The organism is Mesorhizobium sp. WSM3626 (assembly GCF_000513935.1).
Lineage (GTDB): Bacteria > Pseudomonadota > Alphaproteobacteria > Rhizobiales > Rhizobiaceae > Mesorhizobium > Mesorhizobium salmacidum.
This window is the reverse complement of the sequence record NZ_AZUY01000008.1, coordinates 85,846-100,339: the sequence shown is the minus strand read 5'-3', so window position 1 is coordinate 100,339 and position 14,494 is coordinate 85,846. Positions and strand designations below refer to the sequence as shown.

Annotated in this window: 13 protein-coding genes and 1 tRNA gene; 8 read left to right on the top strand and 6 right to left on the bottom strand. The window is 64.2% G+C overall.

The genetic code is table 11. The annotated features are described in order from the left end of the window. Positions 1-204: 204 nt before the first annotated feature. Together M653_RS0108725 and M653_RS1000000134335 are read right to left on the bottom strand one after the other, a co-directional pair. Complete coding sequence (locus M653_RS0108725; protein WP_027142997.1) at positions 205-528, bottom strand: hypothetical protein; 324 nt, start codon at positions 526-528, stop codon at positions 205-207. A 133-nt stretch (positions 529-661) separates the two neighbouring features. Next, on the bottom strand, positions 662-1,393 hold the full coding sequence (locus M653_RS1000000134335) for a DUF2569 domain-containing protein (RefSeq protein ID WP_245262082.1): 732 nt from the start codon (positions 1,391-1,393) through the stop codon (positions 662-664). Positions 1,394-1,768: 375 nt separating this feature from the next. On the opposite strand from M653_RS1000000134335, the gene M653_RS0108715 reads away from it, so the two are divergent. The 8 genes from M653_RS0108715 to M653_RS0108675 all read left to right on the top strand — a co-directional run bounded on the left by M653_RS0108715 (position 1,769) and on the right by M653_RS0108675 (position 10,595). Continuing rightward, positions 1,769-1,858: transfer RNA gene (locus M653_RS0108715), tRNA-Ser, on the top strand. Positions 1,859-2,409: 551 nt separating this feature from the next. Continuing rightward, positions 2,410-2,499 (top strand): K(+)-transporting ATPase subunit F, encoded by a 90-nt coding sequence (gene kdpF, locus M653_RS01000000132240; protein ID WP_032919213.1) that lies wholly within the window; start codon positions 2,410-2,412, stop codon positions 2,497-2,499. Between the two features lie 25 nt (positions 2,500-2,524). Continuing rightward, complete coding sequence (gene kdpA / locus M653_RS0108700) at positions 2,525-4,228, top strand: potassium-transporting ATPase subunit KdpA (RefSeq protein ID WP_027142996.1); 1,704 nt, start codon at positions 2,525-2,527, stop codon at positions 4,226-4,228. A 7-nt stretch (positions 4,229-4,235) separates the two neighbouring features. After that, positions 4,236-4,451 (top strand): hypothetical protein, encoded by a 216-nt coding sequence (locus tag M653_RS0108695; protein WP_027142995.1) that lies wholly within the window; start codon positions 4,236-4,238, stop codon positions 4,449-4,451. Continuing rightward, positions 4,448-6,541 (top strand): potassium-transporting ATPase subunit KdpB, encoded by a 2,094-nt coding sequence (gene kdpB / locus M653_RS0108690; protein WP_027142994.1) that lies wholly within the window; start codon positions 4,448-4,450, stop codon positions 6,539-6,541. The genes M653_RS0108695 and kdpB overlap by 4 nt, the downstream gene beginning before the upstream one ends. Before the next feature lie 11 nt (positions 6,542-6,552). Next, positions 6,553-7,116, top strand: a complete 564-nt coding sequence (kdpC, locus tag M653_RS0108685; RefSeq protein ID WP_027142993.1) for a potassium-transporting ATPase subunit KdpC — start codon at positions 6,553-6,555, stop codon at positions 7,114-7,116. A gap of 57 nt (positions 7,117-7,173) precedes the next feature. Beyond that, complete coding sequence (locus M653_RS0108680) at positions 7,174-9,909, top strand: sensor histidine kinase KdpD (protein ID WP_027142992.1); 2,736 nt, start codon at positions 7,174-7,176, stop codon at positions 9,907-9,909. After that, a complete protein-coding gene (locus tag M653_RS0108675; RefSeq protein ID WP_027142991.1) occupies positions 9,906-10,595 on the top strand; it encodes a response regulator transcription factor in 690 nt (229 codons plus the stop codon). The genes M653_RS0108680 and M653_RS0108675 overlap by 4 nt, the downstream gene beginning before the upstream one ends. A 24-nt stretch (positions 10,596-10,619) precedes the next feature. On the opposite strand, the gene M653_RS0108670 is transcribed toward M653_RS0108675, so the two are convergent. The 4 genes from M653_RS0108670 to rpsU form a co-directional block, all read right to left on the bottom strand. After that, positions 10,620-12,056 carry an MFS transporter gene (locus tag M653_RS0108670; RefSeq protein WP_027142990.1) on the bottom strand — a complete coding sequence of 479 codons (1,437 nt, stop codon included), beginning with the start codon at positions 12,054-12,056 and terminating at the stop codon, positions 10,620-10,622. 333 nt (positions 12,057-12,389) lie between these two features. Beyond that, a complete protein-coding gene (locus tag M653_RS0108665) occupies positions 12,390-12,866 on the bottom strand; it encodes a DUF992 domain-containing protein (protein ID WP_027142989.1) in 477 nt (158 codons plus the stop codon). Positions 12,867-13,076: 210 nt separating this feature from the next. Continuing rightward, complete coding sequence (locus M653_RS0108660; protein ID WP_027142988.1) at positions 13,077-13,919, bottom strand: tetratricopeptide repeat protein; 843 nt, start codon at positions 13,917-13,919, stop codon at positions 13,077-13,079. A gap of 141 nt (positions 13,920-14,060) precedes the next feature. Then, the gene (gene rpsU, locus M653_RS0108655; RefSeq protein ID WP_010911429.1) at positions 14,061-14,327 is read right to left on the bottom strand and encodes a 30S ribosomal protein S21; all 267 of its coding nucleotides are present in this window, start codon (positions 14,325-14,327) and stop codon (positions 14,061-14,063) included. Positions 14,328-14,494 lie beyond the last annotated feature (167 nt).

Genomic DNA, 14,494 nt, shown 5'->3' with positions numbered 1-14,494 from the left:
CCTGCCTGCCCGGTTCTCCGGCCGGCAAACGACGTCAGCCAGGAGTGTATTCCCCTCCCGCTCCCGGGCAATCTGGCACGGCCCGAAACAAAATTCACGCGGAATTTTGACCTTTTGGAAAAGCGTGCCGCGGGCAAGCCACACAGCGATCTGACCTTGTGTGCAAGCCGTGAGGAGGCGGCCCGAATGGTGCAGGCGATGGGGTCAGTTCGCCGCGAACCGTCCGGTGCGCCGCTGCCGCCGGTAGCCGATGGCGTAAAGCAGGAAGGCCAGCACCGCGAATACGGCAAAGCCCGGCTGGTTGAGCACCCAGGCGATGGCGCCATCCCACAGCAGCGGACTGGCCTTGGTGCGGACGAAGCTTTCGAAGGCGGCCCGCGTGTCCGGCGAGACGGCCAGCCAGCTCGCGTTGAGCGGGGTCAGCACAAGGGCCGAAGCCGCCACCGTGCGCGTCGTGTCGAGCACCGCCATGATGACGGAAACCGACAGCGCGACCATGGCTGCAAGACGAAAGACGAAGCGAAACATCAAGGCTCTCCCCCGGTCCCTCCTGGACGCTAACCAGGAGACCTCCGGCACATGTCCCGATACCAGAAATAGAATGCGTGCGGCTTGTCCGCAATCGCGATACGCGAATTTGAAGCCCCGCGCTTGCTGAACCCTATGCGGCCGGCTCGCGCCGGCGGCGGTGAACGAGCAAGACGGCAAGAATGCCCCCGGCAATGGCGCCGACCACCAGCCCGGCCAAGCCGATGAAGGCGGCAAAGTAGCCGCAGCCGCCCTCGAAGCAACTGACCTCGGCGAGATCGGCGATCACCGAGCCGGCCAGGAAGCCGCCAACGGCGCCGATGACCGCGCCCAGGATGATGCCGAGCAAGGCAGCGACGATGGAAACGAAGACCGATGGCGCTTCCGCCCGCGGCCTGGCATAGACGCCTTCGGCGCCGGAGCCGCGGCGCAGCAGATAGATGCAGAGCAGGCCGATGGCGATTTCGGCGCTGCTTATGAGCAAGCTCCTGGCGGAGAAGACGAAATCGGGCACGGCAAGCACATAAGCCAGCCTCGCCAGCACCCAGACGATGGTCGCCACCTGCCAGATGATGAAGTGGCGCGGGAAGCGCGCCGAGCGGCCAAAGGCAAGGCCGAGCAGGTAGAGTCCCCACAGAATGGTGATGATGTCGACGGCAAGCCCGCCGAGGAGGAAATAGAAGATCCTGTCCGGCAGGCCGGAATTGCCGGTCAGCCACCAGGCCGAGGCCAGGCCGTAGACCGACCAGGCCATGACGAAGATGAGCCAGCCCACCGGCACGTAGGACAGCCCGCTGTCCGGGTGCCCTGTCGGCGTCTGTCCACTGTCCGGCGTTCCGCCCGGTTTTTCACTGCTTGAAGACATCTCCGGACGATGCCCCCCCGCAAAGCCTCCGCTTCACTCGACAGGTGGGCCGCGGCGAAGTCAAGCGCGGCCGGCCCTACGGCCATGGCTGTGCACATCATTCGGGCGGCGGCGGCTTGAAAAACGGGTGCGACGCAGCTTGGCGAAGCGGTGTGTGGCCGGCAAAGCGAATAGACCGCCGTTATGGCTTGGCATTCGGCGCGGGATCGACTAGATGAGCCCCGCGCCTGTTGCTTTGACGGCTCAGGTGCGAAGGGAAGGTGTTTGCTGGTTGGCGGCACCCACGGCGCTGATATCGCGTGCCGGCCTCCCTGAAGGGACTGCATTGTCCCCAACCCGCGCGGCGAAACCGGCCAACGCGAAAAATGCAAGGACGGAGAGGTGGCCGAGTGGTTGAAGGCGCACGCCTGGAAAGTGTGTTTACGGGAGACCGTAACGCGGGTTCGAATCCCGCTCTCTCCGCCATAACCGCTTGATTTTCCTGGGTAATTTGAAAATTTTTCAAACCTTGCCCGCCAAGAAGCCCTGTCATCGGAAATGCCATGGGATGCGACTGCATGCAACAGCATCCTACAGCGCCTCACTGCGTTAGGCCGCAATTCCCGCCTGGCGTTGGCTTGGGATGGTCCTTTGCCGCTTTCACAATCCTGATAATCGGTGCCACCTCCAAACCGTGGCTCGCTGGTCGTCGTCGAAGGCGACCCCTATCGCCGGTGGCCCGCCGCCCACCCCGAAAACCTTTATAAAATTCCTATTTCTTTCCCATCCATCCCGTCTCGAACCTTTATGGCGATCGGGTCCATATAACACGCCGACAGAAGCTTTGAATGCCGTCGCCATCGAAGCGACGAGCAAGCGCGAGCGGTTTGGCCTGTTCGATTGTGGCTGAAAGACACAAGTGAAAGCAAGGAACGCAATCATGGACGTCATTGTTCTCGGGATCGGGGTTTTGTTCTTCGCCCTGTCCTTCGTCTACGTCAAAGCCTGCGACAGAATCTGAGCGGAAGGGTCGAATCATGCTTTTCGATTACATCCTCGGTGGTGGCGTGACCTTGTTCCTGCTCGCCTACCTCACCTACGCCCTCATTCGTCCAGAGCGTTTCTAATCCACCGGCGCACGGAAGCTACATCATGACCATGAACGGATGGATACAGATCCTCCTCTATTGCGGGATCCTCGTTTTGCTGGTGAAGCCGCTCGGCTTCTACATGCACCGCGTCTTCAAAGGTGATCGCACGCCGCTTTCGCCGATCTTCCGCCCGCTCGAACAGGGGCTCTACCGCATTTGCGGAACCAGCGAGCGCGAGGAACAGCACTGGGCCAGCTATGCGGTGGCGCTGCTGCTGTTCAACCTGGCAGGCTTCCTGGTGCTCTATGTCCTGCAGCGCCTGCAGGGCGGCCTGCCTTACAATCCGGCGGGCATGAGCGCGGTCGACCCGGCGCTCGCCTTCAACACCGCCGCCAGCTTCATGACCAACACCAACTGGCAGAACTACGGCGGCGAAAGCACGATGTCCTACCTCGTGCAGATGGCCGGCCTGACTGTCCAGAATTTCGTTTCGGCCGCCACAGGCATTGCCATTGCGATCGCGCTGATCCGCGGCTTTGCCCGCGCTTCCGGAAGATCGATCGGCAATTTCTGGGTCGATATGACGCGCGCCACGCTCTATGTGCTTGTGCCGCTCTGCGTCGTGCTTACCCTTGTCTATGTCTGGCTCGGCATGCCGCAGACGCTCGGGCCTTACGTCAACGCCACCACGCTGGAGGGCGCCAGGCAGACGATCGCGCTCGGCCCGGTCGCCTCGCAGGTCGCCATCAAGATGCTCGGCACCAATGGCGGCGGGTTCTTCAATGCCAACGCGGCACATCCATTCGAAAACCCCGATGCCATCTCCAACCTGATCCAGATGCTGTCGATCTTCGTCGTCGGCGCTGCCTTGACCAACGTCTTCGGCCGCATGGTCGGCAATCAGCGTCAGGGCTGGGCGATCCTGGCCGCCATGGGCGTGCTGTTCATCGCCGGCGTCGCCGTCTGCTATTGGGCGGAAGCGGCGGGCAATCCGCTGGTCCATGCGCTCGGCATCGACGGCGGTAACATGGAAGGCAAAGAGACCCGTTTCGGCATCGCGCTCTCGGCGCTGTTCGCGGTCATCACCACGGCTGCCTCCTGCGGCGCGGTCAACGCCATGCATGACAGTTTCACCGCGCTCGGCGGCATGATCCCGCTCATCAACATGCAGCTCGGCGAAGTCATCGTCGGCGGCGTCGGCGCCGGTTTCTACGGCATGCTGATGTTCATCCTGATCGCCGTCTTCGTCGCCGGCCTGATGGTCGGCCGAACGCCCGAATATCTCGGCAAGAAGATCGAGGCCAAGGAGGTCAAGATGGCGATGTTGGCCATCCTGTGCCTGCCTCTGGCGATGCTGGTCTTCACCGCCATCGCGGTGGTGCTGCCGAGCGCGGTGGCCTCGATCGCCAATGGCGGACCGCACGGCTTCTCCGAAATCCTCTACGCCTACACCTCGGCGGCGGCGAACAACGGTTCGGCCTTCGGCGGCCTCAGCGGCAACACGCCGTGGTACAACATCACGCTCGGCATCGGCATGCTGATGGGCCGTTTCCTGGTCATCATACCGGCGCTCGCCATCGCCGGCGGGCTGGCGGCGAAGAAGACCGTGCCCGCCTCGGCCGGCACCTTCCCGACCGACGGCCCGCTGTTCGTCGGGCTGCTGGTCGGCGTCATCGTCATCGTCGGCGGCCTGACCTTCTTCCCGGCGCTCGCCGTCGGACCTGTTGTCGAGCACCTGGCAACGATTCATGGACAGATATTCTGAGGCAGACATGTCCTGGTTCAGCAACAAGCGCCGCAATGTCAGGCATCGGGCCGATCCGGGGAAGGAGGGAATGCCGCCTCCTTTCCCGACCCTGTCGACATTTCTTGGGCTTGCCGCCGCCATGATCGCGCTCTGGCTTCTGGCCTACGGGCTTCCTCATCTCTTTCCGGCATCCGACCAATCGGTGCCGCACATCAATACTGAAGCCGGAGCTTCAAAATGAGCCAGTCAAAATCGGCCAGCATCATGGATGCCGGCATCCTGTGGCCCGCCATCGGCGGTGCCTTCCGCAAACTCGATCCGCGCACGCTGGCCCGCAATCCGGTGATGTTCGTCGTCGCCGTCGTGTCGGCGCTGACATCGGTGCTGTTCGTCAAGGACCTCGTCACCGGTGGCGGCGATCTGCGCTTCACGCTGCAGATCATCATCTGGCTGTGGTTCACGGTGCTGTTTGCCAATTTCGCCGAAGCCGTCGCCGAAGGGCGCGGCAAGGCGCAGGCGGATTCGCTGCGCAAGGCGCGCACCGAAACCCAGGCCAAGCTGTTGGCCGGCGAGGACCGGACGAAATTCAAGCTGGTGCCCGGCACCGGTTTGAAGGTCGGCGACATCGTTCTCGTCGAGGCCGGCGACATCATCCCGTCCGACGGCGAGGTGGTGGAAGGCGTCGCCTCGGTCAACGAGGCGGCGATCACAGGGGAGTCCGCGCCGGTCATCCGCGAATCCGGCGGCGATCGCTCGGCGGTCACCGGCGGCACGCAGGTGCTCTCCGACTGGATCCGCGTGCGCATCACCGCCGCCGCCGGCCATACTTTCCTCGATCGCATGATCTCGCTGGTCGAAGGCGCCGAGCGCCAGAAGACGCCGAACGAAATCGCGCTCAACATCCTGCTCGTCGGCATGACACTGATCTTCGTGCTGGCCACCGCGACCATCCCGAGCTTTGCCTCCTACTCAGGCGGCTATATCTCGGTGACCGTGCTCGTCGCGCTGTTCGTGACCCTTATCCCGACCACGATCGGCGCGCTGCTGTCGGCCATCGGCATTGCCGGCATGGACCGCCTGGTGCGCTTCAATGTGCTGGCCATGTCGGGCCGTGCCGTCGAAGCCGCCGGCGACGTCGACACGCTGCTGCTCGACAAGACCGGCACCATCACGCTCGGCAATCGCCAGGCGACCGAGTTCCGCCCGGTCAAGGGCGTCAGCGAGCAGGAACTGGCCGACGCGGCACAGCTTGCCTCGCTCGCCGACGAGACGCCGGAAGGCCGCTCGATCGTGGTGCTGGCCAAGGAGAAATATGCCATCCGTGCCCGCGACATGGCGACATTGCACGCCACGTTCGTGCCCTTCACGGCACAGACCCGCATGAGCGGCGTCGACGTAGACGGCTCTTCGGTGCGCAAGGGCGCGGTCGATTCGATTCTGACCTATGTCAGCCAGCCGACATCAGCCACGCATGGCACACGGCCCGGAAGCGATACCGTGCGCGACCTGCAGGCGATCGCCGACGAGGTCGCCAAATCGGGCGGCACGCCGCTGGCGGTCGAGAGGGACGGGCGGCTGCTCGGCGTCGTCCACCTCAAGGACATCGTCAAGGGCGGCATCCGCGAGCGCTTCGCCGAACTGCGCAGCATGGGCATCCGCACGGTGATGATCACGGGCGACAATCCGATGACGGCGGCAGCCATCGCGGCGGAAGCCGGCGTCGACGACTTCCTCGCCCAGGCAACGCCCGAGGACAAGCTGAAGCTGATCCGCGACGAACAGGCCAAGGGCAAGCTGGTCGCCATGTGCGGCGACGGCACCAACGACGCGCCAGCCCTTGCGCAGGCCGATGTCGGCGTGGCCATGAACACCGGCACGGTCGCCGCCCGCGAGGCCGGCAACATGGTCGACCTCGACAGTGATCCGACCAAGCTCATCGAGATCGTCGAGATCGGCAAGGCGCTGTTGATGACGCGCGGATCGCTGACCACCTTCTCGATCGCCAATGACGTCGCCAAGTACTTCGCCATCATTCCGGCCATGTTCGCCATCTTCTACATCGCGCCAGGCCAAAGGACGGGCCCGTTGCAGGCGCTCAACATCATGCACCTTGCGACACCGCAGAGCGCCATCCTGTCGGCCATCATCTTCAACGCGCTGATCATCATCGCGCTGATCCCGCTGTCGCTGCGCGGCGTGAAATACCGGGCGATCGGCGCCGGTGCGCTGCTCAGCCGCAACCTTCTCGTCTACGGCCTCGGCGGCATCGTCGTGCCGTTCGTCGGCATCAAGATAATCGACATGGCCATCACGGCCCTCGGCCTTGCATAAGGATCATTCCGATGCTCAAGCAAATCAGACCCGCGATCATCATGATCATCTTCTTCACCGTGCTGACCGGGCTCGTCTATCCCATCGGCATGACCAGCATCGCCCAGGCGCTGTTCCCGCGCCAGGCCAATGGCAGCCTGATCGAGAAGGACGGCAAGGTGGTCGGCTCCGAACTGATCGGCCAGGCCTTCGCCAGCGACAAGTATTTTCACGGACGACCTTCGGCGGCGGGCAATGGCTATGATGCCGGCGCCTCGGGCGGCTCCAATCTTGGCCCGACCAATCCGAAGTTGATCGAGCGCATCAAGGGCGATGCCGCGAAGCTGAAGGCGGAAAATCCGAATGCGCCGGTGCCGATGGACCTGATGACCACATCCGGCAGCGGCCTTGATCCGCAGATCAGCCCCGAGGCCGCTTATTTCCAGGTTCCGCGCGTGGCCAAGGCAAGGGGCATCGACGAAGCCAAGGTCAAGGCGCTCGTCGACAGCCAGGTCGTGGACCGGGAGTTGGGCGTGCTCGGCGAGCCGGCGGTCAATGTGCTGGCTCTCAACCTGGCGCTGGATGCCGCGAAATAGGTGATGGCCGGCGCCGGGGATCGACACGGTCCCCGGCGCCATTCATGATCGGACCCGATGCCGGACAACAGAAGCTACGTCGAAAACAGACCATCTCCCGACGCGCTGCTAGAGCATGCCGGGCGGGAAGGGCACGGCCGTCTGCGCATATTCCTGGGCGCGGCACCGGGTGTCGGCAAAACCTACGAGATGCTGATGTCGGGCCGCGCCAGGCTGGCCGACGGCGTCGACGTGGTGATCGGCGTGGTCGAGACGCATGGCCGCAAGGAAACCCGGGCCCTGGTCGAGGGCTATGAAGTCATTGCCCGCCGCAAGGTCGATTACAGGGGGCGTGTCCTCGACGAGATGGATATAGATGCCATCCTTGCCCGGCGTCCGGCGCTGGTCCTGGTCGACGAACTCGCGCACACCAACGCGCCCGGCAGCCGCCACCCCAAGCGCTATCTCGACGTCCAGGAAATCCTGGCGCGGGGCATCGACGTCTATACGACGCTCAACATCCAGCATGTCGAAAGCCTGAACGACATCGTCGCCCAGATCACGCGGGTCAGGGTGCGCGAGACGGTGCCCGATTCCATTATCGACCAGGCCGACGATGTCGAAATCATCGATCTGACGCCCGACGACCTGATCAAGCGGCTGGAGGAGGGGAAGGTCTATTTCCCCAACACGGCGCAGCGTGCCGTAGAGAACTATTTTTCGCCGGGCAATCTGACGGCGTTACGGGAACTGGCGCTGCGGCGTACCGCCCAGCGCGTCGACGAGCAGTTGCTCAACCACATGCAGTCCCACGCCATCCAGGGTCCTTGGGCTGCCGGGGAACGGGTTCTCGTCTGCGTCGATGCGCGTCCGGGCGGGGCGGCCCGCATTCGCTACGCACGCAGGCTGGCCGACAGGCTTCGTGCGCCATGGACGGCACTTCATGTCGACACGCCTCGCTCGGCCGGCATGTCCGAGGACGACAAGGACAGGCTCGCCACACTCCTGCGCCTGGCCGAGCAGCTCGGCGCCGAGGTGACGACCATTCCGGGCCAGAGCGTGGCGCAGGACATCGTTCGCCATGCGACGGCGAACAATTTCACCCACATCGTGGTCGGCAGGCCGACCCGGTCGCGCTGGCGGGAACTGATCGAGGGATCGCTCACCTATGATCTGATCCGCAATGCCGGCGACATCAGCGTCCATGTCATCTCCGGAACGGAGCGGGACACCGAGACGCCTTCCAGGAGAGTGAGCGCGGCAGCCGAGCAGAGGCAGTTTCAGGCCAAGCCGTATTTGCTCGCCACGGCTTACGTTGCCGGATCATTGGCCCTCAGCACTGTTCTCGACCAGTTCCTCGACGTTCGCAACCTGGCGATCGTCTTCCTGCTCTCCGTGCTGACATCGGCGGTGGCCGGTGGTCTCTGGCCGGCGCTTTACGCCTGTTTCCTCAGTGTCCTTGCCTTCAACTATTTTTTCCTCGAGCCGCGCTACACGCTGACGATCCGGGATCCCGAGAGCATCGTCGCGATTGCCGTCTTCGTCGCCGTTGCCGTCATCGCCAGCAACCTGACGGCGCGCGTCCAGCGTCAGGCCGCCGCCGCCCGCTCACGGGCGCGGGCAACCGAGGACATCTATCTGTTCTCCAAGAAGCTCGCCGGCGCCGGCACGCTCGATGACGTGCTCTGGGCCACCGCTTTCCAGATAGCCTCCATGCTGAAGCTGCGCGTGGTGCTGCTGCTGCCGGAAGACGGCACCATCACCGTCAAGGCAGGCTATCCGCCCGACGACACGCTGGCCGAGGCCGACATCGCCGCCGCCCGCTGGGCCTGGGAGCACAACCGTGCCGCCGGACGCGGCGCCGACACGCTGCCCGGCGCCAAGCGCCTCTATCTTCCCTTGCGCACGGGACGCACGGCAATCGGCGTCGTCGGTCTCGACAATGACAAGCAGGGCCCGCTTTTGACGCCCGAGCAACAGCGGCTGCTCGACGCGCTGGCAGACCAGGCGGCGGTGGCGATCGAACGCGTCCAGCTCGTCGCCGATGTCGACCGCGCCAAGCTGGCCGCCGAAGCCGACCGGCTGCGCTCGGCGCTGCTGACATCGATTTCGCATGACCTGAAGACGCCGCTCGCGGCCATCATGGGGGCGGCCGGCACACTCAAGGAGTTCGCGCCCGACCTGCCCGAGCAGGACAGGGCGGAGCTTCTGTCGACGGTGATCGACGAATCGGAACGGCTGAACCGCTTCATCGCCAATCTGCTCGACATGACCAAGATCGAGTCCGGTGCGATGGAGCCGAACTACGCCCTTCACTATCTTGGAGATATCGTCGGTACGGCACTCGATCGTGCCCGCAAGATCGCCAGTGAACACAAGATCGAGGTCGATATTCCGCCCGACCTGCCGATGCTGAAGCTCGATCCCGTGTTGTTCGAGCAGGTGCTGTTCAACCTTCTGGACAATGCGTCGAAATATTCGCCGCCGGGCTCGGCGATCCGCGTCCAGGCTTGGGCCGACAATGGCTCTGTCGTCGTGCAGATCATGGATGAGGGGCCGGGCATTCCGGCGCAGGACCTGGAACGCGTGTTCGACACCTTCTACCGGGTGCGCAAGGGCGATCAGGTGCGCGCCGGCACCGGGCTCGGCCTGTCGATCTGCCGTGGCTTCGTCGAGGCGATGGGCGGCACGATCGCGGCCGCCAACCGGACCGACCGCCCCGGTGCCGCCTTCACCATCAGGATGCCAGTGCCGGCGCAAGCGCGCGGTGTCGGCAACCGCGGCGACGAACCCGGCGTGGACCAGCCTCGATGACCAATTCGAATGTCAGGATACTGGTTGTCGATGACGAGCCGCCGATCCGCAAGCTGCTTCGGGTCGGCCTTGCCAGCCAAGGCTACACGGTCAGCGAGGCGCCCAACGCCAAGGTGGCGATCGAGCTGATGGAACAGGAAAAGCCCGACCTGGTGTTGCTCGATCTCGGCCTGCCCGGCATAGGGGGCCACGACCTGCTGCGCAAATGGCGTGACGAGGGCGTCGACATTCCCGTCGTCATCCTTTCCAGCCGCACCGACGAGGCCGGTATCGTCAGCGCGCTCGAACTCGGCGCCGACGATTATGTCACCAAGCCGTTCGGTATGAACGAACTGGTGGCGCGCATCCGCGTTGCGCTGCGCCACAAGTTCCAGCAACAGGGCGAAAAGCCGGTTTTCCAGAGCGGCGACCTCAGCGTTGATCTGGTCAAGCGCATCGTCAAGGTCGAGGACAGGGAGGTGAAGCTCTCTCCGAAGGAGTACGACATACTGCGCATCTTGGTGCAGCACGCCGGCAAGGTGCTGACCCACCACTTCATCCTGAAGCAGATCTGGGACGATTCGACCGACGTGCAGTATCTCAGGGTCTATGTGCGCCAGCTCAGGCAGAAGATCGAAAAAACCCCCGACCAGCCGCGCTACATCACCACCGAGACCGGTGTCGGCTACCGCCTGCGTGTCGAGTGAATTAGCCGTCCGATAGAACCTGCGTCAGCCGATGGCTGCGAGCGGCCGATTTGCCGCCGCCGATATCCGCAAGGCGGCGAGGCAGCCGAGAACGCCGAGCGGCACGAAGGCAAGGAACAGCCAGCTCGCGACACCAGCGGCCGCGTCATGGTTCAGGCCTTGCGAAAAACCGCTGGCATTGGCGACGATGCCGGCAAGGGCGGCGCCCACGGCATAGCCGATGCGCTGCATGGTCGGCACCGCGGCCGAGGCGATGGTCTGTTCGTCGTCCGGGGCGGAGGCGACGATGACGCGGGTGAGGAACGGCCAGGCAATGCCGAAGCCGCCGCCCTGCAACAGGGCGCAGACCAGGATCAGCGCGATCGAGCCCAGTGGTATCGTGTACGCGAAGCCGGCGATGCCCGCCGCGATCATCAGTGCGCCGCAGACGATGATCAGCCTTTCGCGCCGCGGCGGCGCGTTGGCGACGAGGATCGACAGGATCGACCAGGCGATCGATTCGGCGGCGATGATGTAGCCGGTGGTCAGCAGCGGAATGTCGTGCAGGCTGGTCAGCAGCAGCGGCCCGTAGACGCCGAAGGAGCAGGTCGCGATGGAAAAGGCGGCCACCATGGTCATGCCGGCGCCGACCGGCGTGCGCCATGAGAACAGCCGCGCCGGGAAAAGCCGGGAGCGCGGCTTCAGCGCATCGATGTAGAAGAACAGCGCGAGACCTGCCAGCCCCAGCACGATCAGCAGCGAGGAACGCAGCAGGGCGATGTCGACGCCGGCCGAGGCGATCAGCACCACGGCAATAGCAAGGCAGCCAAGCGCCATGAACGGAAAAGGCGGCGCCTTGCCGGCGCTCGTGCTGGGTCTTGTCGCTTCCGGCGTGTCGAGTACGAGGAAGCTTGCCAGCGCCATGGCGGTGCCGCCGAGAGTGAAGACGCCGAAGGCCCAGCGCCACGACAGCAATTCGGTCATAACAGCGCCGAGGAGCGGGCCGCTGAACGCCGCGACGCCCCAGATCGCCGACATGATGCCGAAAAGCTGCGGCCAGATGGCACGCGAAAACAGCCGCTCGACCGAGACGAAGGCCAGCGACACCAGCGCGCCACCGCCCAGCCCCTCGATCAGCCGGCCGGCCAGGAACAATTGCATCGAAGGCGAGGTGGCGCAGATCAGCGCCCCGGCGGCGTAAAGCAGGGCGGCGACCATCATGTTGGTGCGCAGCGCCACATAGCTCACCAGCCGTCCCGCCGCGGCACCGGCGACGATGGCGCCGAGTTCGTAGATCGCCAGCGACCAGCCGACGAGCTGCACGCCGGCCAGTTCGCCGACCATGGCCGGCATGACGGTCGCCACCATCGTCTCATTGGTGGCATGAAGCAGGATGCCGAGGCTGATGAAGCAGAAGCGCGCCAGGTCGCCGCTTGCCCACAATGCGCGCCAGTCTACCCTGTTTGTGCTGATCTCGGTCATGTCATCCCTGCTTTGCATATCTTGATGCAGCCGCACGGCACCAGAAGCCAGCGCGAGGCGTCCGGCAGGACCATGCGCGCGGCGTCGAGATGCTGTTTTGCTCGGGACGGGTTTGTAGAACCTCAACCGCGATTGAGCTCAAGCGATTTTTTCGAGATATGTTTGGACCAGCGTCGTCCTGGATGCACCGCTTGCCGGCAAGCATGATTTGCAATCATGGCAGCGGCGATAGCTGTCCTCGGCATGGCGTCCCCAAAAAACAGACGGCGCGGAACCATCCTATCCGGTTCCGCGCCGCAGAGTGAAGGGTCTGGAGCCGAGGCCCCAAACCGCTTATTTGAGCGAGTGGATCAGCTCCAGCGAAGTCACCGCCACGGCGAGATTGACGCCGGTCTGCGCCTGGACGCTGAGCGGCTCCAGCATGAAGGCGCTGTCGAAGCCTCCGACCAGCAGGTTGGCGCCGCCGCCAGTCACGACGCTCGCCTCGGCGTTGACGCCGTAGTAGCTGCCGGCAAGGTCGCCCGCGTCACGGTCGCGCGTCGCGGCAAAAACCGCCCAGATGAGCTGGCCCTGATGCGTCTTGCCGACATCGACACCGAGCTTCGAGATGACACCTGTATAGATTTCCGACGGCCCGTGATGATGGGGCCGGAAGACGCAGGACACGCCCTTGTTGGACGTCACGATATAGCCGGTGCCGCCATCGATGGTGCAGTCGAGCGTGCCGAGTTGCAGCCTGCCGGCGCTGGCCGGGGCGGCAGCGAAAACGGTCGTTGCAAGAGCAGCGGCGCAGACGAGTTTCTTGATCATGGGGAGGGTCCTTTCGCAATCAGTCTTCAGTAACGTCTCGGGCGCCGCGACCGTTCCGCCGAAAACTTGGCGCGAACAAGGCAGGGGTTAACGGCTTGTCGCGGGGGTTAACACAGGGTTGCCGGATTGGCGGCGATCCGCCGCGCCGCGTGTCCTTTCGGACACGCACGATGCAATGGGGCGCTTGGCGCGGGCTTGAGGAAGCCGATGTCAGCTGACGCGGGCGAGGCCGTCCTTGGCCGGCTGATAGGTGGGGTTGAGGCGCACGGCCTCGCGATAGGCCTTCGCCGCCTTTGCCTTGTCGCCGCGCCGTTCGTAGATCAGCGCCTGGTTGGCCCAGGCCTCGGCGTTCTGGCCGTCGAGCTTGATGGCCATGTTGAAGTCGGAGAAGGCGTTGTCCTCGTCGCCGGTCGCAAGATAGGAGAGGCCACGGCCGTTGTAGGGCTCGGCGGCGTCAGGGGCCAGCGAGATGGCGGTCGAGAAGTCCTCGATGGCGAATTTGTGCTGGCCCTGGCTCTGATAGATCAGGCCGCGATTGTGGTATGCGCGGGCATCCGTCGTGTCGAGCTGGATCGCCTTCTGGAAGTCGGTGAAGGCATCCTGGGTGCGGCCCGCCTTGCGGTAGAGATTGCCGCGGCCGATATAGGCGGCGTCGTAATTGCCGTTGATCTGGATCGAGCGATTGTAGTCCGCGAGTGCGGCTTCCTGGTTGCCGAGGAAGCGCTGGATGAGGGCCCGGTTCGAATAGGCCTGATAGAAATTCGGATTGAGCTGGATGGCCTGGTTGAAATCCTTGAGCGCCTGCTGGTACTGGCCGCCGCGGCCATAGGCCGAACCGCGCACATTGTAGCCTTCAGGATCCTGGGGATTGCGCTGGATGACCGCCGATAGCGAGGAGATGTTCTCGCTCGACCCTTGCGCCTTGTCGATGTTGTTGAACTCGCCGGCCGGGCCCGATGTCTGGCAGCCCGCAAGCACCAGTCCGGAAAGCAGGGCCGCTGTCAGGGCGAAACCACGCAATGCGGTCCCGCGCTCCACGCTTGTTGCGTTCATGTCTGCCCTGTCCTCACTTGCGCCGTCGTTCAGGTCCGGTTCCCCCCTCCGGGCCGGGTCACAATCAAAATAAAAGGGTGGCGGCGATTCCGCATCGCGCCACCCTGGTATCCTTCGAAAAGGACGAAATATTGGCGATAATCAGCGCGGCGGACGCGCTGCACCGGCGGCACCGCCAGCAGCAACCGGACGCGGGGTCATCGGCAGCAGGCCTTCGCGCTGTGCGCGCTTGCGAGCCAGCTTGCGGGCGCGGCGAACGGCTTCGGCCTTTTCACGGGCGCGCTTCTCGGAAGGCTTCTCGTAGTGGCCGCGCATCTTCATTTCGCGGAAAATGCCTTCGCGCTGCATCTTCTTCTTCAGCGCGCGAAGCGCCTGATCAACGTTATTGTCGCGGACGAGTACCTGCACGGGCAATCCTGTCTTTCGGGTTTGATATCAACAGGCAAGTAGCCATAGCCACAAGCCTCCGCGGCGCTCGACACCACGAATTGTGGCGGCTGATAGCAGAATCAAGCCTCGCTGTCCACAGTCGAAATGACGGACGACAGCCAAATTGCCACGGTCGCCTGGAGATA